The sequence below is a fragment of the Zwartia hollandica genome (assembly GCF_019923725.1).
GTDB lineage: Bacteria > Pseudomonadota > Gammaproteobacteria > Burkholderiales > Burkholderiaceae_B > Zwartia > Zwartia hollandica.
Map to the genome: position 1 here is coordinate 779,144 of NZ_JAHXRI010000006.1, position 19,500 is coordinate 798,643.

General features: G+C 52.7%; 18 protein-coding genes and 1 pseudogene. 9 read left to right on the top strand and 10 right to left on the bottom strand.

Features of this window, described 5'->3' with window-relative positions; translation table 11 throughout:
* The first annotated feature begins 49 nt into the window (after positions 1-49).
* The gene (locus tag KZZ10_RS07085) at positions 50-889 is read left to right on the top strand and encodes an alpha/beta fold hydrolase (RefSeq protein ID WP_259660783.1); all 840 of its coding nucleotides are present in this window, start codon (positions 50-52) and stop codon (positions 887-889) included.
* Here the strand turns inward: KZZ10_RS07085 and KZZ10_RS07090 are convergent.
* The 6 genes from KZZ10_RS07090 to mpl are packed head-to-tail and all read right to left on the bottom strand — an operon-like array spanning position 886 to position 7,945.
* Positions 886-1,722, bottom strand: a complete 837-nt coding sequence (locus KZZ10_RS07090) for a symmetrical bis(5'-nucleosyl)-tetraphosphatase (RefSeq protein ID WP_259660784.1) — start codon at positions 1,720-1,722, stop codon at positions 886-888. The two genes, KZZ10_RS07085 and KZZ10_RS07090, sit on opposite strands and share 4 nt — an antisense overlap.
* On the bottom strand, positions 1,719-2,897 hold the full coding sequence (gene lptG / locus KZZ10_RS07095; RefSeq protein WP_259660785.1) for an LPS export ABC transporter permease LptG: 1,179 nt from the start codon (positions 2,895-2,897) through the stop codon (positions 1,719-1,721). Before lptG ends, KZZ10_RS07090 begins: the two co-directional genes overlap by 4 nt.
* A 17-nt stretch (positions 2,898-2,914) precedes the next feature.
* Positions 2,915-3,778 carry a shikimate dehydrogenase gene (aroE, locus tag KZZ10_RS07100; protein WP_259660786.1) on the bottom strand — a complete coding sequence of 288 codons (864 nt, stop codon included), beginning with the start codon at positions 3,776-3,778 and terminating at the stop codon, positions 2,915-2,917.
* A complete protein-coding gene (locus KZZ10_RS07105) occupies positions 3,775-4,662 on the bottom strand; it encodes an energy transducer TonB (RefSeq protein WP_259660787.1) in 888 nt (295 codons plus the stop codon). Before KZZ10_RS07105 ends, aroE begins: the two co-directional genes overlap by 4 nt.
* Positions 4,659-6,545 (bottom strand): RNB domain-containing ribonuclease, encoded by a 1,887-nt coding sequence (locus tag KZZ10_RS07110; RefSeq protein ID WP_259660788.1) that lies wholly within the window; start codon positions 6,543-6,545, stop codon positions 4,659-4,661. The genes KZZ10_RS07105 and KZZ10_RS07110 overlap by 4 nt, the downstream gene beginning before the upstream one ends.
* Positions 6,546-6,577: 32 nt before the next feature.
* On the bottom strand, positions 6,578-7,945 hold the full coding sequence (gene mpl, locus KZZ10_RS07115; RefSeq protein WP_259660789.1) for a UDP-N-acetylmuramate:L-alanyl-gamma-D-glutamyl-meso-diaminopimelate ligase: 1,368 nt from the start codon (positions 7,943-7,945) through the stop codon (positions 6,578-6,580).
* Between the two features lie 96 nt (positions 7,946-8,041).
* Here mpl and KZZ10_RS07120 point away from each other — a divergent pair, with 96 nt between their 5' ends.
* The 8 genes from KZZ10_RS07120 (at position 8,042) to KZZ10_RS07155 (ending at position 14,426) form a co-directional block, all read left to right on the top strand.
* The gene (locus KZZ10_RS07120) at positions 8,042-8,620 is read left to right on the top strand and encodes a TlpA family protein disulfide reductase (RefSeq protein ID WP_259660790.1); all 579 of its coding nucleotides are present in this window, start codon (positions 8,042-8,044) and stop codon (positions 8,618-8,620) included.
* Positions 8,621-8,721: 101 nt separating this feature from the next.
* Positions 8,722-9,168 carry a type II 3-dehydroquinate dehydratase gene (aroQ, locus tag KZZ10_RS07125; RefSeq protein WP_259660791.1) on the top strand — a complete coding sequence of 149 codons (447 nt, stop codon included), beginning with the start codon at positions 8,722-8,724 and terminating at the stop codon, positions 9,166-9,168.
* A 59-nt stretch (positions 9,169-9,227) separates the two neighbouring features.
* Entirely contained in the window at positions 9,228-9,689 is a 462-nt protein-coding gene (gene accB, locus KZZ10_RS07130; RefSeq protein WP_259660792.1) for an acetyl-CoA carboxylase biotin carboxyl carrier protein, read from the top strand.
* Between the two features lies 1 nt (position 9,690).
* On the top strand, positions 9,691-11,037 hold the full coding sequence (accC, locus tag KZZ10_RS07135) for an acetyl-CoA carboxylase biotin carboxylase subunit (RefSeq protein ID WP_259660793.1): 1,347 nt from the start codon (positions 9,691-9,693) through the stop codon (positions 11,035-11,037).
* A gap of 54 nt (positions 11,038-11,091) precedes the next feature.
* Positions 11,092-11,994: a 50S ribosomal protein L11 methyltransferase gene (gene prmA, locus KZZ10_RS07140; RefSeq protein ID WP_259660794.1), complete on the top strand. Its 903-nt coding sequence runs from the start codon at positions 11,092-11,094 to the stop codon at positions 11,992-11,994.
* Positions 11,995-12,003: 9 nt separating this feature from the next.
* Entirely contained in the window at positions 12,004-12,948 is a 945-nt protein-coding gene (locus KZZ10_RS07145; RefSeq protein WP_259660795.1) for a zinc-ribbon and DUF3426 domain-containing protein, read from the top strand.
* Positions 12,949-12,957: 9 nt separating this feature from the next.
* Positions 12,958-13,899, top strand: coding sequence for a carbohydrate kinase family protein (locus KZZ10_RS07150; RefSeq protein ID WP_259660796.1), 942 nt, complete (start codon positions 12,958-12,960; stop codon positions 13,897-13,899).
* Between the two features lie 23 nt (positions 13,900-13,922).
* Positions 13,923-14,426: an outer membrane lipoprotein gene (locus KZZ10_RS07155; RefSeq protein WP_259660797.1), complete on the top strand. Its 504-nt coding sequence runs from the start codon at positions 13,923-13,925 to the stop codon at positions 14,424-14,426.
* A 27-nt stretch (positions 14,427-14,453) separates the two neighbouring features.
* On the opposite strand, the gene KZZ10_RS07160 is transcribed toward KZZ10_RS07155, so the two are convergent.
* The 4 genes and pseudogenes from KZZ10_RS07160 to KZZ10_RS07175 form a co-directional block, all read right to left on the bottom strand.
* Positions 14,454-16,814, bottom strand: a complete 2,361-nt coding sequence (locus KZZ10_RS07160; RefSeq protein WP_259660798.1) for a mechanosensitive ion channel domain-containing protein — start codon at positions 16,812-16,814, stop codon at positions 14,454-14,456.
* A 41-nt stretch (positions 16,815-16,855) separates the two neighbouring features.
* On the bottom strand, positions 16,856-17,431 hold the full coding sequence (locus tag KZZ10_RS07165; protein WP_259660799.1) for a YggT family protein: 576 nt from the start codon (positions 17,429-17,431) through the stop codon (positions 16,856-16,858).
* A gap of 178 nt (positions 17,432-17,609) precedes the next feature.
* A pseudogene (locus KZZ10_RS07170) lies at positions 17,610-18,046 on the bottom strand (histone H1-like DNA-binding protein).
* Positions 18,047-18,311: 265 nt separating this feature from the next.
* Positions 18,312-19,496 (bottom strand): ribonucleotide-diphosphate reductase subunit beta, encoded by a 1,185-nt coding sequence (locus KZZ10_RS07175; RefSeq protein WP_375372543.1) that lies wholly within the window; start codon positions 19,494-19,496, stop codon positions 18,312-18,314.
* Positions 19,497-19,500: the final 4 nt, after the last annotated feature.

Here is a 19,500-nt window from a genome sequence, read left to right on the forward strand (position 1 = left end):
ACTATTTGCAAACTGACAATAGCATTGCAAAGTTTGAGGATTTCTTTCGATGACAAATCCAGTCAATCAGCTCACCCTCGATTGGATGGCTGAATACGAAAAAAAATGCCAACGCCATCTCATTGATGTCGATGGCCAGCAAGTGATGTGGCGACAGTTCGGCCAAGGAGAGCCTTTGTTGCTTATCCATGGTGGGCACGGTAGTTGGTTGCATTGGGCACGTAACATCGACGCATTGTCAAAAAAATATACGCTTTATATCGCCGACTTAGCCGGGTACGGGGATTCGAGCGCACCTGATTTTGACGACTTTGAGAGTATGGTTCAAGTTACTGCTGCGTCGATACGATCGCTTTTAGGCCCCACGACGCCCTTTAATCTTGCCGGCTTTTCTTTTGGTGGCCTAGTGTCTGCCAACGTCGCAGCCCAGGGTTTGGCGGTTAAGCGTCTAGCATTACTCGGTCCCGGTGGGCATGGTGGACCAAGACGTGAGCGCGGCAAACTCGTTAACTGGAAGCGCGCCTTGACGGATGAAGAGTTGCTTCAGGCCATGCGCTTCAACTTATGGGCGCACATGATCTATGCCGACGAACAGATCGATCCGTTTGCGATTGGCATCCACACCTATTCCTGCATTAACACTCGGTTCCGCAGTCGGGGAATTTCGGGCCGAGGGCTGCTTGGTCCAGCTCTTGATGTTTACCCTGGCCCGACCTTAATCGTTTGGGGCGAGCATGACATCACCTGCACACCTGATTATTTGATGATGCACATGATTGAAGGGCAACCAAATCGTCGTGGCGTGATTCTGCCAGATGTCGGTCATTGGGTAAATTTCGAGGATGCTGAGCGTGTTGATCCAATCTTAGTCGACTGGTTTGCAGTTTAATCAGCGAGCGGATCGACGCTCTGATCGCAGGCGACCTGCACGACGAATTGGTCTTGTAGTCTAACAGCGGTAAGTTGGCCGCCCCAGACACATCCGGTGTCTAGCGAAATCAGGTCTGGCTTGAGGGTTAGACCTAGGGTAGACCAGTGCCCGAAGACGACCGTAACGTCGTGTGTTGCGCGTTTGGGCATGTTGAACCAAGGCGTCAGCCCTGGCTGTATCACTTCTGGCCCGGTCTTGACCGATAGCATCATGCGGCCTTCTTTGTTGCACAGACGAATCCTGGTCAACGCATTGATGATCGCACGCATCCTCTCTGGACCTCGAAACGTATCGTCCCAATTGTCCGGCTCGTTACCGTACATGGTTAGCAGGGATTGTTTCCAATCGTTGCTGCGTAATTGAGCATGTACCTCATCGGCTAGTGCCAGGGTTTTTTCTGCAGACCATTGCGGAAGTACACCCGCATGAACGAGGAGGTGACCGTATTCAAAGTGTGCGAGAGGGCACTGCCTTAGCCAGTTCAGGATCTCGGGCGCATCGTGGGCCTCGAGCACCTCAGTTAACGTGTCGCGCTTGCTTGGCCGTCTAGCCCCTGCAGCCATGGCGAGTAAATGTAGGTCATGATTGCCCAGTACGGATAAGGCGCGGTCGCCCATGGCCATAATGCGTCTGAGCGTCGCGAGTGAGCGTGGACCACGGTTCACTAAGTCGCCCGCAAACCAGAATCGTGCGTTGGGGTCATCAGCGATTTTTGGCTGCTCAAGCAAATGATTCAGGCTGTCGCAACAGCCTTGCACATCGCCGATCATCCAGATGCTACCTACGCTCATATCGGCGATTTCTTCGAGAAGAAAAATCCACCATTACGCTGTGCGATGGCATTTCTGTTTTCCATCAAGAACACGGCAGTCAACGCAAGAGTCATTGCCCCGATGTTTGGTAGCAGCGCGGTCACCACGGGTGGCCAGTTAAACAATAGACTAACGTTTAGCGCCAGTTGATTAATCATAAAAAAACCAGTGCCAAGCAAAATACCCAAAAACACTTTCGCACCGACACCTCCACGACGGGTTTGCATAAAACTGATCGGTGCGGCGATAGTGAGCATCACCAATAGCGTAAAGGGATACGCCATTTTTCTCCAGACCGCGACGATCTGTCGGTCCGCTTGCAATTGATTGCGATTCAGGTAGTCGATATAGTCATGTAGAGCGACAAGGGACATTCTTTCTGGAGTAAGGATGCGAGCGACGAGCCGTTCGCTGCTTAAGGAAGTGTCCACTGTTTGCAGTGGCAAGTGTTTTACGGTCGCTGCTGGCGTCCCGGTGACCTTAGCATCGGCAAGTACGTTCTTGATATTTGCATCTAGGTGGGTTTCGACCACCTCCTGCATTTCGAGTTTACCTTTGACAAACTTTCCTGATTTCGCTTGTGTCATGACCGAGAGGGTGAGCCCGTCCGGGAACTCATAAATAGAGAGATTCTCCACGTTTCCGGAGGCAAGTAGCTTCCCTACGTTAATCAGGCGCGTACCACCATTCGGGGTCGGTTCTTTAAACCAGTACCCGCTTGCTAAACGCCCCCCTTCGACACGGCCACGCATCAGCAGGTTGACCTCGCTACTTTTAATTTCGGCCAGTGGCGTTAAAAACTCAGATAGGATGAGGGCGCCAAGGATGATTGGAATTGACACTGTCCAAAGCATGCGCAATAGTCCGAGCCCGCTGACGCCTGAGACGCGCAGAATGACTAGTTCGTTGCGTTGTGCTAACCCGGAGAGCGCAAGAATGGCACCAATGAGTAGTCCGATCGGCAGTAAGTCGTACAGACGAGTGGGCAACGACAACCCTTGCAGATAGAACAAGGCCGACAGTGGAAAGCGAGCGTTCACAGTATCTAGCTCGTCCACAAGCGTAAAGAAGGTGAACAGGCCCAGCAACGCAATCAGTACCACCGAGGTAGACCGATAAATTTCGCGAGCGAGGTAGCGGCGTGCAGTTTGCATAAGTCCTAGTGTAATGCCTAGTGGGTACTGTGCAGGGCAGTGCGTAAGCTAGCCAGTACGGGTGCAATATCTGGTCGTACGCCATGCCAGATGTAAAAGCTTTCGGCTGCTTGCCCGACCAACATACCCAACCCATCGCTCGTCTGTGCCGCGCCATCGCGTTGTGCCTGAAGCATGAAGGGTGTCGCCTGGGCGGCGTACATCATGTCGTAGGCCCAGGCATGCTTTGCGTAGAGGCCAAACGCCACGGCTGGCGCTTCACCACTAAGACTGCTCGAGCTCGAGTTGATCACCAGATCCCAGCTTCCGGGAATACCGACTTCCGTTAATCCACCTGCGGTGAGTTTGTCAGGGGCAACCGAGGTTGCTTTTTGATGCTGTGCGATGAGTTCATGCGCGCGTGCAGGAGATCGATTAATCACGTGAAGTTTGGCGCACCCTGCATCCAACAACGGGCCAAGCACTCCGCGTGCAGCACCGCCCGCGCCGATTAACAAAACGCGTGTGTCCGTATTTAGTGCAGCAAGTCGTTGTAAGTCCTGAACCAGTCCGACTCCATCAGTATTGCAGCCATGTAATACGCCTTGCTCCATCCAAAGTGTATTGACTGCTCGCGCTAACGTTGCACGTTGACTCAAGTGTGTTCGCGCGAGCTCCCAGGCTTCAAGCTTAAAGGGTACGGTGACGTTCAGCCCCCGGCCCCCAGCGCTAAAGAAGTCGTCTACTGTACGTGCGAAGCCGTCTAAGGGTGAAAGAATTCGGTCGTAGCGCAGCTTGACCCCAGTTTGTTCAGCGAATTGCTGGTGAATTGTCGGCGAGCGACTATGTTCGATGGGGTTGCCAACGACGGCGCATAGCGTGGGGGTCTGAGTGAGTGTCATTTCGTGGTGACCGCTCCGTTTACAAAGTGCCAAGTGCGGGTTAAGACAAGCTCATCGAGTTGACCGGCCATCTCTTGAGGGAAGGCTGCGAAGGGTGCGGCCAATTGGGCTATGCGACGCACAGCTTGATTGAGTAAGGCTTTGTCGGACGGACGATTAATCTGAATGTCTACAACTGAGCCATCTGCGCGAATCGTAATGGTCGCTTGCACGCTGCCATAGACTTTGTCGCCAACCCCTTTCGGGTAATGCTGAGTTCCGATTTGTTCTACTCGACGCCGCCATTGATCAATATAAGGCGCGTACCTGGTTTGGTGTGTTGAGGGGGCATCAAAGTGTTTACGCGGTCGTTCGCTGTATTGTTCAATCTGTTGGGTGAGCACCGCGATACGGCTATTACGCATAATCGCTTCTTGGTCGTCCTCGTCGGTACCATTCAGATCGGTGTCTTTCAGAAAATGCTCGTTTGGGCGGCCTTCTTGTGCCGTTTGTTGGGCCTTTAAGAGAGTAAGGAGTTCTTGTTGTTGCGTTTCAAGTTGTAGTCTTTTCTTAACTAGCGCTTCGAGCATCAGATCGTCGGGTGAGGTTCCACCATGCGCGAGTTGGCTAGCGCTATAGCCTTTGGGCGCATCGCCGCCGCCATCTAAATTCGATTGCGCAAACAAACGCGCGAGCGCAGGTGCGCTATCAGTTTGTGCGTTGACCATAATGACTTCAATTTCTGAAGGGAGTGGCGCAGCGGCCGGCTCGGTTGAGAAGTTCCACGCTAGCGCTGTTAGGTGGGAAAGAATTGACAGAGACACTGCCCAATACAAAAAACGACGTTGACCGACGGACCAGTCGGCTGCTTCGTTGAGGGCCAGGGACGCTGTCTGGATCGTCATGATGTTTGCGTGGAGAGGTAGCGGCAGTCAACCTCGAGGGTCAACTCATCCGTTGATAGGATTTGTAAGGTGACAATATCACCTCGTTCGCTCTGCGGTAGCCCGCTTAAGCGAAAGACCAAAGGGGCATGGTCTAAGCGAACGAGATCCTCTTTAAGTACGGTCGCCGTGCACTCCGTCATTTGTTGCTGTTTTAACCAGCGAAGACACCAAAAGCGTTCCAGATTACTCTGGAAGTCATGCCACGCGGTGTACTGCGATTCAAATCCGCCGATGATGGCAAAGAGATCGGCATCCTTAGGTTTAAATGGCGCCACCAAGGGTGCTGAAACGCCGTGCTCGATCGCAGCAATAATTTGCCACTGGTTGACCAAATCTACATAGCGTCGCAGCGGGGAGGTGCACCACGCATACTGCGCCACGCCAATTGCTTCATGCGGCAGAGCGTGTGTGCTCATGCGTACACGGCCGCCTTGTTGCGACCGATAGATACCCGGCAAGCCGTTGGCTGCCAATAGCCCGCCCCAAGTGCTATTAGCCAAAATCATGTACTCCGCAACAAGTCGGTCGAGTGGTGCGTTGCGCATGCGGGGCACAATACGGACGGGAGTCTCAGGATTGTCTGGGTCACCGTCTACATAAAAGCTATATTCCACCCTGTTGTTGCTCTCGGTTTTTCCACGCACAACATCACGTTGTTTGCTTAGCGAGAGTGCCAGCGTCCAAAGCGGACGCACCCAATCGTTGTACGGTAGGGTGAGCGATGGGTCAGCCAGCGCTTCTTCTGTAATTTCTTGGTCAAGCGCGTTATGGCGAAGATTTTCGCGGACAGCAACACGTTCGACCTTGCTTTCATGCGAGAGAATTTCACCAGTCTGTGGGTTGGCAATTACATAAAGTGATACCGCTGGTGTGGGACGCCCTGCATCGAGTGAATAGGCCGTAATAACTGAATCGGGTTGCATTGGAATCTTGTCGCCTGGCATGTAGACCGTCGACATCCGTGCGCGTGCCAATTTATCGAAGACGCTATCTCGAGTGACCGACAGCCCGGGTGCTGCGATATGAATCCCAACTTTTAGATTGCCATCAGGTAGAACCGTAACGGACAAGGCGTCGTCGATTTCGGTTGTGGTGACGTCATCAACTGAGTACGCCACGACATCGGCAAGCGGGAGTTCACGTTCAACGGGCGGTAAGGTCTCGTCGGGAAACGCTTTGCCACGCGGGAAATGGGTCGCGATAAAGCGCCCCTTGTGTAGAGCTAGCGCATGCGGCCAAGCCCCGAGCTCTAGGAGTACACGCTCGGGTGGCTTTTGCAAGCTTGTGGCTGCGGCCTCCAGCGCTTTCCACGCCTGCGAATTTTTGTCGGGCCTTGTCACCAGCATCATTGCCGAGTCGGCAATCGCCTGCGGCAAGCGACCTGCAATGATTTCATCGGCCCAGGCGGCCATTTCAGAAGCTTGCCGTAGTTTTTTTTCTTGTGCAGCGAGCGCGGCGGTAAGGATTTCTGGAGGCGCAGGACGGTAGCGACCTCTGCCTCGGCGATGAAAATAAATTGGAGCGCTGTGTAGGCGCAGCAATAGCGTTGTTTTTTCAAGTGTGTTGACGGGGTGGCCGAAGTAGTCTGTGCCAAGCGTTTCAACATCGAATTCGTCTTGCGGGGCACACTCCCATAAGAACTGTAGCTCGATCTCTTCCGATAGCTTTTGCGCTTCTGGCATCAAAACCTCTGGCGCAGGGCTTGCAAAAGTAAACAAACAATTAGCGCGTTTGATTTTGCTGCGTTTGCCAGACTCGGATTCAACTTGCAGGGCAGCATCTGACTCGGACATGATATGCCCAGTCTTAAATGCGCCTTCTTCTTCAAACAAAACGTACATACGATATCCGGTGATTCAGTTTGTTGCCCAGCTTAGTGCTTGCGGGACAGTGCTTCGAGTAAGCGGGAGTGCACTCCCGCGAAGCTGCCGTTACTCATAACAAGAATGTGGTCATTGGGCTGTGCTGCATCGACGATGGCCTGCACGAGCGAATCGGTTTCGTGATGCGCTTGCATGCGCGCGCCGAGTGAAGCAAGCACGTCGGTTGGGTCCCAACCCAAGGACTGTTTCCCCTCGCGTTGACCAAAACAAAAAACTAAGTCCGCCGGCTCGAGTGCTTGCGGTAACCGTGCCGCCATTGTGCCAAGTTTCATTGTGTTCGAGCGTGGTTCTAGAACTGCCAGAATTCGCTGCGGGCCAACTTGTGCACGCAACCCGTCTAGTGTTGTGCGGATCGCCGTTGGATGATGCGCGAAATCGTCGTAGACCGTGATGTCGCCGACGATCCCCCGCACCTCCATACGGCGCTTGACGCCCGCAAAGGCTGACAGTGCTGCAATACTTGTGCGAGGATCTACGCCGACGTGTGAGGCCGCGGCGATCGCTACGAGAGCGTTGTTGCGGTTGTGCGCGCCCGTGAGGGACCATTGCACAACCCCATGCGAAGTCTTGTCACATCGGACTTCAAAGGACACTGGGCTCAACTCTTTTGTATGCCAGCCCGAGTTCTCGCCTGTGCGGACAAGTTTGGCCCAACAGCCTCGCGCCAAGACGCGGTCAAGTGCTTGCTCGCCGGTTGATGCGATGACTTGTCCCGAGCGCGCAATGGTGCGCACAAGATGATGAAACTGTGTTTCGATGGCAGCAAGATCTGGAAAGATATCAGCGTGATCGTACTCAAGATTATTCAAAATGGCCGTCTTAGGCCGGTAGTGCACAAACTTTGAACGCTTATCGAAAAAAGCGGTGTCGTACTCATCGGCCTCAATGACAAAAAGATGTTGAGCCGGGTCGTATCTGCCCGACACTTCGAGCCCAGGAGCAACCCCTCCAATCAGAAAGTTAGGTTGTTTGCCGGCAGAGTGCAGGATCCACGCCAGCATGGAGCTTGTCGTTGTCTTGCCATGGGTCCCCGCGACTGCCAGTACATGCTGACCCTGCAAGATGTGTTCGCCAAGCCACTGGGGACCGGAGGTGTAGGGCAGGCCGGCATCTAGAATGGCCTCCATCAAGGGGTTTCCCCGCGTGACGACGTTGCCGATTACGAAGAGGTCTGGCTTGAGTGCGAGTTGGTCGGCCTCGAAGCCTTCGATGAGCGCAATGCCTTGCTCTTCGAGTTGAGTGCTCATTGGGGGGTAGACACCTGCATCACACCCCGTGACGCGATGGCCAGCGGCTCGGGCGATCAGCGCTAAGCTGCCCATAAATGTGCCGCAAATTCCCAAAATGTGCAGATGCATGACGAATCTCCTGTGCGCATTGTAGAGGGAGAGCGCATTGCGTTTCGAGCGGTTTGTACTAGGGGCTAGTGGCAATCTGAAGCTATGATGTCGCTTATGAAACGAAGAACAATTCTGTTCGGTGCGGCAGGGCTGCTTGCGATGTTCGGCACAGCGCTGTTTGCCTGGAGATCCTCGTCGAGTAGAGCGCCTGCCGCCAACCGTGCAATCGGTGTACGGTCGTCAGGGGAGGCTCCCGCTAAGCCAGATCCCGCAGCCTTTTATGAGGCAAGTCTGCCAGACTTAGACGGTCGTGCGGTTGCCTTACGCGATTACCTGGGACGCCCGACGGTCGTGAATTTCTGGGCAACCTGGTGCGCACCTTGCGTTCAAGAGATGCCTTATCTAGACGAAATCGCAAAAAACTCACCAGAACTTGGTTTTGTAGGTATCGGCATTGATACTGAAGCTAATATTAAGCAATTTATATCTAAAATACCTGTATCTTACAAACTAGTTGTTGCCGGTCATTCCGGAATTTCAATGGTGAGAGCACTTGGAAATGCTGCAGGTGGCCTGCCGTTTACAGTTCTTTTAAACGAAGATGGCACCATTTTCGATACAATTTTAGGCCAGGTTGAGCCCGAAGATTTGCGGCACCGAATTAGCAAACTAATAGTGAAATCGAAGACGTAGATAGACAAATCGCCGGATTTAGCCTATAAATCCGTACGTCTTGACTGTTTTTTTGTTACGTTTTGTGGCAAACAAAGCATTCTTGGCTTGGACGACCTCTTATGGCAAAAAATATCCTCGTTTTGAACGGCCCTAACCTCAACCTGCTTGGGTTGCGCGAGCCTAGCGTGTATGGGCACACCACACTCGCCCAGATTGATGCAAGGCTTGCAGCCTTGGCTAAAGAGAGCGGTGTTGAGCTGTCTACCTATCAAAGCAATCACGAGGGCGAGCTAGTCGACCGTATTCAAGCAGCCCGCACGGACGGCACCGATTTCATTGTGATCAATGCGGGCGCTTATACGCACACAAGCGTTGCCATCCGCGATGCGCTAGCTGCAATAAAGATTTCCTTTGTGGAAGTGCACCTTTCAAATGTTTACAAACGTGAAGAGTTCAGGCATCACTCATATTTGTCGGATCTTGCCGTTGGCGTCGTAGCCGGTCTTGGTCCGGAAGGCTATGAGGCGGCACTGCGTTTTGCCGTCCTTCACCAGACGGCAGCTTGACGGGCCAACACACCAGATCGACCCTACCATTTTATTTAACAGCACTATACGGAATCACTATGGATCTGCGAAAACTCAAAACCTTAATCGATCTCGTTGCGGAGTCAGGCATTGCCGAGCTTGAAATCACAGAGGGCGAGGGTAAGGTGCGGATTGTGAAGTTTTCTCAAGCAGTGCAGCCTGTTGCTTACGCGCCGGCTCCAGCCTATGCGCCAGCGCCCGCTGCCGGCAGTGCTGAGGCTGCTGCGGCGATGCCTGCTGCACCACCTGCCGCACCCGTGCCTCTGGGGCACACGGTCAAGGCACCGATGGTTGGTACGTTTTATCGCGCGTCTAACCCCAGCGCACCCGTGTTTGTGGAAGTGGGTCAAACAGTAAAAGAAGGTGAGCCTCTTTGCATCATTGAAGCGATGAAGTTGCTCAACGAGATCGAAGCAGATAAATCTGGGGTCATTAAAGAGATTCTCGTGCAAAACGGTGAGCCCGTTGAATACGGCCAACCTCTGTTTGTGATTGCCTAATATGTTTGAAAAAATTCTGATCGCGAACCGTGGCGAAATCGCACTGCGCATTCAGCGTGCCTGCCGCGAGATGGGTATCAAGACGGTTGTCGTACATTCCGAGGCGGATCGTGATGCCAAGTATGTGCGTCTGGCGGACGAGTCCGTATGTATCGGACCACCCGCTTCGCGCGATAGCTATCTGAATATGCCCGCCATCATCGCCGCCGCTGAAGTGACGGACGCTGAGGCGATCCACCCAGGCTATGGCTTTCTGTCTGAGAACGCGGACTTTGCGGACCGCGTCGAGAAAAGTGGTTTTGTATTTATTGGTCCGCGTCCCGAGTCGATTCGTTTGATGGGCGATAAGGTGAGTGCGAAGAACGCCATGATCGAAGCAGGCGTGCCGGTAGTGCCTGGGTCTGCCGGAGCGCTACCCGATGATGAGCAAGAAGTTCTGCGCATCGCGCGTGAGGTGGGTTATCCCGTCATTATCAAGGCCGCTGGTGGTGGTGGTGGACGCGGCATGCGTGTGGTGCACACGGAAGCGGCTCTGTTAAGTTCTGTCGTGATGACCAAGTCTGAGGCCGGCGCTGCGTTTAATAATCCCGAGGTCTACTTAGAAAAATTCCTGCAAAATCCTCGTCATATTGAAATTCAAGTGCTTGCAGATGGCGGACGCAGTGCGGTGTGGCTCGGCGAGCGCGACTGCTCCATGCAGCGTCGTCATCAAAAAGTGATTGAAGAAGCGCCTGCGACTGGCGTTGATCGAAAGTTGATTGAGCGAATCGGGGAACGTTGTGCAGAGGCATGCCGCAAGATTGAGTATCGTGGCGCGGGTACCTTTGAGTTTTTGTATGAAAACGGCGAGTTTTACTTCATCGAAATGAACACGCGTATTCAGGTGGAGCACCCCGTTACGGAATTGATCACGGGTATTGACCTCGTTCAGCAGCAAATTCGCGTGGCGGCTGGAGAAAAATTTAGCTTACGTCAAAAAGATATCGTCTTCAAAGGCCATGCTATCGAGTGCCGTATTAATGCAGAGGACCCCTTTACCTTTATGCCGAGTCCCGGGCGCATCACGAACTGGCACACGCCTGGTGGGCCCGGTGTGCGTATCGACTCGCACGCCTTTAACGGCTATTTCGTCCCGCCAAACTACGACTCGATGATTGCCAAGGTCATCACTTACGGCGATACGCGTGAGCAGGCTGTCGCGCGCATGTCGATAGCGCTTTCTGAAATGGTAGTTGAGGGCATCAAAACAAATATTCCCCTGCATCGTGAGTTGATGGTGGATAGTCGTTTTGTTGAGGGCGGCACGAGTATTCATTATCTCGAACATAAGCTTGCAGAACGCGCTTGAGCGTTCTGGCGAGCGGTTTGGCCGCGCTGCTTAGCCCGGCTTACGGAAACTGTCATGCGTGAATTGGTATTGTTGTGTCCCGGACCTCTGGCTGAGCCGCTGTCCGATGCACTTCTTGAAGCTGGCGCATTATCGGTTTCTGTTGAAGATGCTGATCTTGATACTGAGGATGAGCAACCGCTTTTCGGTGAGCCGGGTAGCGAACCGAATACTCAAGCTTGGGTACGCAATCGCTTGATTGTGTTGCTGGCTGACGGAACGGATCCTGCCCAATTGTTACTCATGGCGCGGCAAGATTTAGACTCTACGACTGAGTTGCCTTGGCACTTGCGTGATGTGCCTGATGCGGACTGGGTCAGACTAACGCAGTCGCAGTTCGGTCCCATTCAGGTTGGTGCGCACATTTTGATCGTACCAAGTTGGCATGCGGATCAAATGCCTGCAAAGACTGAGGCTGGTTGTATCGCGATTCAACTCGATCCGGGATTAGCGTTCGGGACGGGAAGCCATCCCACGACACATTTATGTCTGGAGTGGTTGGCGAAGGAACTGCCACGGACGGCGACGGTCTTAGATTATGGTTGTGGTTCGGGAATTTTGGCGATTGCAGCGGCGATGTTGGGCTCTGGACCTGTAACAGGGGTGGACATTGATGACCAGGCTGTACAAGCCACACATGACAATGCGCTCGCTAATCGCGTTACGATTCAGGCAATGTTGCCAGACGGCTTAGCCGAGGGGCAATTTGATGTAGTGGTTGCAAATATTTTGTCCAATCCGCTCAAAGTGCTCGCACCGATGCTTAGCGGGCGTGTGTGCTCGGGTGGTAGTTTAGTATTGTCTGGTGTGCTTGAACGACAAGCGCAAGAAGTTGCACAGGCTTACGCACCGTGGTTGCCGCTGACAGTTTGGCAAGCGCGCGATGGCTGGGTGTGTTTGGCGGGCACGAAGCCCTAGGGTAAAACAATGAGTCTTGTCACGCGTTGTCCAAAATGTCAAAGTGACTTTGTTGTGTCGCTGGAACAGTTGCGTGCCCACGAGGGTTTAGTGCGTTGCGGCCAATGCAAACATATTTTCGACGGTGGGGCTGCGCTCGTCAGTAATTTACCTACTTTGACAAGCTTGGCTGGTGCAACGAAGGGAGTGGAGTCAACACGCGCGGCGGCCGCTCTGCGCACGGAGCCTACGCCCGACTTGCAGCGGATGGGGCAGCCTGCCGTGCTGCGTCATCGTGACCGACTGGTCACAACCCCTGCTCAAACCCCACAAGAGCCCGAGACGATAGAGCGCATCGATTTCACTCAGGATTATCGGCCCGAACCCACGATCAGTGTGCAAGGTGAGGCGCGCTTGCGCACTGAGGGTGTGGTTGCTGGGCGAACTCCCCCTGAGTTTTTAGCTGAAGATGAAGCGAACGCGGGCTTAAAAACCGTCATTTGGGGTTTTGCGAGTTTTTTTGCGTTTGTTTTTTTATTGATTCAGTTAGCCTATGTCTACCGTAATGACGTGGCGACAAGTATTCCCTGGTTGAGACCTGTGCTGAACACAATGTGCGAGTCCTTGAGATGTGAGGTCAGTTTTGTCAGGCACCTAGATCGCATCACGATAGACGGGTCGTCGCTCGAGCAACCGAGTGAACCGCAAGCTGAAGGACGCCCCGCTTCGATGACTCTGGCCTTTTCAATGCGTAATCGACTATTGCAGCCGCAACCTTGGCCGCACTTATTGCTAGAGCTTAAAGATGCGTCGAATACGCCGGTAGTCCGAAAAAGACTCGCGCCCAATGACTATTTGCCTACTCAATTTAAAGACAAGCCATTTCTCCCGAACCAAGAGCTCAATTTGCGCTTACCGATCGAGGTGACTGGTTTACAAATTACTGGTTTTCAAATTACTCGCTATTTTCCCTGAGGCCTAAGTATGACATCGCCCGTATTGATTTGTGGTTCCGTTGCTTTTGACACGATTGCCGTTTTTGAAGGCCGTTTTAAAGAACATATTCTGCCCGATCGTATTCATGCATTAAGCGTATCGTTTCTTGTGCCTAGTATGCGTCGCGAATTTGGTGGCTGTGCTGGCAACATCGCCTATAACCTGAAACTCTTGGGTGGCAAGCCGGTGCCAGTCGCAACTGTGGGTGAAGATGCCAGCGATTATCTGCATCGCTTTGAGCAGCTCGGGATTGATATCAGTTTGTTGCAATGCCTACCTGGCACGCTGACTGCACAGTGTTTTATTACAACCGACCTAGACGATAATCAGATCAGCGCCTTTCACCCCGGTGCGATGGAGCGCTCAGCTGAAAACGACTTAACTGGGCGTACCGCAACCTGGGCGATCGTAGCGCCTGATTCGAAGGCTGGAATGGTGGCGCACGCTAAACGTTTGCGTGCACAGGGTACTCCGTTTATTTTTGACTTAGGCCAGGCGATGCCTCTCTATGATGGCAAAGACATTCTCGAGATGTTGGCGTTGGCACAGGCGATGACCGTGAATGACTACGAGGCTAGTATTGTGGAGCAACGCACTGGTAAGTCAATCGAGCAACTTGCTCAGGGGCTGAAGGCGGTTGTGGTGACTCGCGGTGCAAATGGTGCAACGCTGTATACGGAAGGTCATCAGCACCACATTGATCCGGTTACCCCGAGTGGGGTGGTGGATCCAACCGGCTGTGGTGATGCACATCGTGGTGGACTTTTGTATGGACTGACACTCGGGTGGTCCTGGCAAGATGCCTTTAAACTGGGGAACTTGATGGGTTCGATCAAGATCGCCTCACGTGGGCCGCAAAACCATGCGCCGAGCCGTGCTGAAATCGATGCGCAGTTTCATGCGCAGTATGGTTTGCGGTTACCTGCATAAGTTCGCTCAAAGGAGTCACTCAAATGAAGTTATTTTCTTCTACGCATGCGAGCCTAGGTCGGCTCGCACTAGTAAGCCTAGCGCTGACTAGCGTTGCGCTGATATCAGGTTGTGCAAAGCCTTCTGCTTCAGCAAATGTTTATACCTATAATCAAGCGCAGCGAGACCAAGTGATGCGTAACGGCACGGTGGTGAACGTGCGTCCGATTACGATTCAGAAGGAAGGCACTTCTGGTGCTGGTATGGTCGCTGGCGGCGCGGCGGGTGGCATATTGGGAAGTACGATTGGCGGCGGTACAGGTAGGAGTTTGGCCATTCTTGGTGGGGCTGTGTTAGGTGCACTCGCTGGCGATGCACTAGAAGACCAGGTCGGTAAGAAAGATGGCTTAGAAATCACCGTTAAGCTCGATAACGGCGAGACACGTGTGATCGCGCAAGAAGCGGATGTACCAATTATGCTGAACCAACGGGTGCAAGTGATTAGCGGAGCTGGCCCCACGCGAGTCGTTCCTGCGGCGCAGAAATAATTAGCTGGACGCGCGATCAGCGCTTTGTTAAAGCGCTGGGGTGCCCGGCGCTTGGATCTGCACTGCGATCGGATTGCTCTGATCAAACATAACCGCGCGTTGTGGGAACGGCAGCTCTATACCTGCCTCTGCAAAAGCAGCAAGAATACTGATGCGCAGGTCACTGAGTATCTGCCCAGGCATAATGCCTGCTTGCAATTTAATCCAGAACTGTAAATTAAAAACTAAACCGTTATCGCCAAAGTCTTCAAGCGTAATGACGGGTGCAGGAACTTGCTTGACCTGTGGGTGTTCGGCACTGACTTGTGCAAGAATGCGCTGCACTTGCTCGACGCTGGACTTATAAGCGACGGTCACGCGAACATCCTTACGTGCATCACGCGTGGAGTAGGTCCAATTCACAAGCTTTTGTTCAACCAAGACGCTGTTGGGAATTAAGGCATCATTGCCCTGTGCCCCTTGGATCGTTGAAAATCGAATGCCAATCGAGGTAACGGTGCCTAAGATGCCATCGATTTCCACTAAATCGCCGATACGAATCGGTTTTTCAATAAGTAACATCACCCCACTGATCAGATTTTTTAGAAGGTTTTGTGTGCCAAAACCTACACCAATCGCTAGTGCGCCGCCAAAAAATGCGAAGGCGCTAAGGGGGATTTCAACAATATTAAAGGCGGTGATAATCAGGGAGAAGCCCGCCGCCAAGGTCAGCCAACGACCCAATACGACAGATTTGCTCGCGCCTAGATTGGCTTTGTCCACTGCCAGAGCGAGTGTTCGGCGAATTAACCCCGATATCAGCATAAAGCCAATAATCAGGATGGCCATCGCACCAACGGTCTTACCGACAGTCACACTACGTTTTGTTTTGATTTCCCGCCCATCAACCACGATGTTGTCGTCCACCGCGAAGATCTCGAACTGCCAAACATCATTCGCAAACTCGCCGAGCGCGGCCTTAAAGCCACTAAAGCGCTGAATGAAGGTCTGGTTTAGTTGGGCGAGTGCGATCTCTGAACCGCTGATCTCTAGGTATTGTCGTGCGCGCTCAAAGAGAGCGTAGAGGCCGCGCATACTATCGATTTGCTCGGCGAGCGGCGTGAGCATCTCCGACAAAAAAGCCTTATCTGCGCCGGTCGGTGCCTGTCGCAATTGCTCGTTGAGTGCGAGCGTTGATTGGGATTTTTCGGCGATTAGCTGATTTAGGTAATTCAGACCTAAATTCAACTGTCGGACTAACTCTTCATGTTTGGACTTCAATACAGCCAGCTGCTGACTGTTATCGACATTCGCGTAAAGATCGCGGCGAATCTCCCACATTTGGATCATCAGTAAATCGAGGTCGATCTGTGCGCGATACCGTTCACGCTCGGTGCGTGCAGCCTCAGCGCGACGGTCTGCCAGTAGCCGTGCATTGCGGGCGGCTGTTCGTGCTTCAGGTGTCGCCGTGGCGTTTTGATCGAGTGCATCAGACTTTGCTTTGGCAGCTGCCGCGAGATCGAGAGTCCGATTGATGCGCAGACTGGCCTGTTGCTCTTGGGTTCTCAGGCTGCCAATGCGCTTTTGGAGATCCGCTTTGATTTTTTGGAAGTCCTCCTCAGTGAAGGCAAAACGATCATTATAAAAATCTTTAGTCAGCTTTAGCGTGGCAAGACTGATTGCACCCGTTGTTTGCTCAATGGTGATCGTATCTTTGTCGATCGCGGCATTGGCTAAATCCAAGTTGGTACGATCAAGGCGTCTCTGTATCCCTTCGCTAGTGCGTTGCGTCTCTGCCCCTGCGCTTGATTGTCGTAGTTCAATTTCAATTTGACTACGTGACTTACGCAGATCCGCAATCAAATCATTGACAATATTTGTGCGTTGTCTGAGGTGCTGCAATTGAAACTGTAGCCTCAGGATGGCTAAATGCAGCTCATCTGCTGAGGCAAGTGGCCAAGGTGCGGTCCCTGCGGGGGCGTGCCAATTTTGTTTTTCTTTACGTGCAGTTTCAAGATTTGTTGTGACGCGGCGTAGGTTCTTCAGGTTATCAATAATTTGGCTGTAGGCCTCTTGCATGCCTCGCAAGTGATTCAAGCGATCTTGCGCGGCCAAGCGAGCAGTGGTTTCTACGTTGGTGCCATCAGTGATTACCGCTTGGGCCTTGACGATATCCGCTTGGGTCACGACGAGCCGCTTTTGCATGTCCTGCAGCTGTGCGTCGATGTCCGCGGGGGTTCGTTCGCTAGGCTGCGCCGGCGTTTCGCGAGTGCTTGTCGCTTGCCCCGATGCTGCGTTGAGCAGATTGGAGGTGGGTGAGGCACTCTGCGCTAAGGACGATGCTTGCAACGTAAAGGCGAGCGTGACCGCGTAGAAACCTTGCAATACAGAAATGAAGAGCGTTTTCATCACGGGAAACAGAGGAGTCGAGCGAAGCGACACTTGATACGTTACAAAATGAATAACGGGAACAACGAAAAGCTGATGCGACCGAGCACCATCATCGCGATTTGAGCGAGCACCAACAAAACAAGCGGCGCCAGATCGAGCGCTCCAAGCTTGGGTGTGATGCGGCGGATCGGAGCAAGCAGAGGATCGGTTAGGGTCGTCAGTACCGGCATGATTGTGGCCATTGGATTAACCCAAGACAGCACAGCTTGAATAAGGGTCATCCAAACGATTAGATTCAGTGCCCAACGTCCAAGAGTAACAATACTTGCACCTAAGAGCCCTGGGAGAAGCTTGGCGGGCAACATGCTTGCCGTGGAAACTAACCACATCAACAGCAAGTACGCTACAGCGGCAAGCAGAGCTCCGAGCAAGCTGGCCCAGTCGAATAGGCCCCCTTGCGTGGGGACTATTTTGCGTAAGGGCTCCACCAGCCAATTGGTCGTTTGGTGAATCGCTTTAGACATGGGATTAAAGGGGTGCAGCTTGGCCGCATGAATCCATGCGCGCGCCAACAGAACAGCCCCGATTAAATTAAAGATGATATCGAGTAAAAAACGAAGGATTTCGCCAATCATGCGTTTGCCGTTGCCTCGAGTGAAAAATGGTGAATGGTATTGTCGCACGCAGGTGGGCGCACTGACCATAGCAGTTACAAAGTCTCACGACTGAGCGATAGGTACGTGCGCTGAGCAGCCATAAAAAAACCGTCCGGCGAACCGGACGGTCGGATACTGCAAAACCTTAGCTAAGCGCTCAGGGACGGCCGCCCGTAGGAAAGGGCCAAGACGCTGCTGGATTCAGGGCAGTTTTTGCACCTGGAGCTGCAGCGGTCGAGGGGGCAGCGGCTGCCGGCTTCTTAGCAGCAGGCTTCTTAACTATTTTTTTTTTGCAACAGGCTTCTTAGCAGCTTTTTTGGCAGCAGGCTTCTTGGCCGCTGCTTTCTTAGCTACTTTCTTAGCTGCTGGCTTCTTAGCAGCTGCCTTTTTTGCTACTTTTTTAGCGGCTGGCTTCTTAGCTGCAACTTTTTTCGCTGCTGGCTTCTTGGCTGCTGCTTTCTTAACAACTTTCTTCGCTACTTTCTTAGCTGCTGGCTTCTTAGCAACTACTTTCTTAGCGACTTTCTTAGCTGCAGGTTTCTTAGCTGCGGCTTTCTTTACTGCTTTTTTTGCTGCTTTTTTGGCTGTTGCCATGGTAATACTCCTTAGTTCAGGGTCCCAAACATTAAAACCCGTGCTCGACTAGCCCCACCATGAGACGTCGTTTCGCCCGAGTTATTCATCGGCACAAGCCTCTACTAAACTGCAGTAGCACAGCGGTTTGCGCTAATGAATCCGGCACAGCCATTTGAACTGCCTCTCACTAAGAGGCGCGAAGCAATTCAAATGGCACCAGCACGGCGGCTTTTTGGCCGCCCACTGGCAAGTACTAAAGCGTAACAAGGCTCAAAAAGACGAATTATTCCCAGTTAAGGGCGCCGCCAGTTTGATACTCAATCACGCGTGTTTCAAAGAAATTGCGTTCCTTCTTTAAATCAATCATTTCTGCCATCCAAGGAAAGGGATTCTCTTCCTGGGCAAACAGAGGCTCAATTCCAATCTGTTGGCATCTGCGGTTTGCAATAAAACGCAGATAAGACTTGAACATTGGCGCGTTCAGACCCAGCACGCCGCGAGGCATGGTGTCTTCAGCGTAAGCGTATTCCAAGTCAACCGCTTTGGCGAACAGACCGCGGATTTCTTCGCGGAAGGCGGGCGTCCAAAGTTGTGGATTTTCGAGCTTAATCGTGTTGATCAGATCAATACCGAAATTGCAGTGCATGGACTCATCGCGCAGGATGTACATGTACTGCTCGGCGGCACCTGTCATCTTGTTTTGGCGACCAAGTGCCAGAATTTGCGTAAAGCCAACATAGAAGAACAGGCCTTCCATCAGGCAAGCAAACACAATGAGTGACTTCAAAAGTGTTTGATCCGCTTCGAGCGTGCCCGTTTTGAAGTGGGGATCGGCGATTGCGTCAATAAAGGGGATCAGAAACTGATCTTTCGCGCGAATCGACGGAACTTCGTTATAGGCGTTGAAAATCTCAGATTCGTCCAAATCCAAGCTTTCAACAATATATTGGTAAGCGTGGGTGTGGATCGCTTCTTCAAAAGCTTGGCGTAACAAAAACTGGCGGCATTCAGGCGCTGTGATGTGGCGATACGTGCCCAGAACGATATTGTTTGCGGCGAGTGAGTCGGCCGTAACAAAAAAGCCGAGGTTACGCTTAATGATGCGTCGCTCGTCTTCGGTTAAGCCCGTGGGGTTCTTCCACAAGGCAATATCGCGAGACATATTGATTTCTTGCGGCATCCAGTGGTTGGCGCAAGTTGCGATATATTTTTCCCAAGCCCACTTGTACTTGAAAGGTACCAGTTGGTTCACGTCTGTCTGGCCGTTGATGATTCGCTTGTCCGCGACATTTACGCGGGTAGCAGAATCAACAGCTTGAGGTTTTTGCGTTAAACCAGGGGTAGGTAAGGCAGAGTCTCCAAAAACACCAGTGGCGGGGCGTGCCGGCATCGAGGCCGGCATCGGTGCGCCACCGGCGGCAAGTGGCGCCGCGGTTTGTGGAGAGGGTTCGTCGTTCCAGGTCAGCATAATT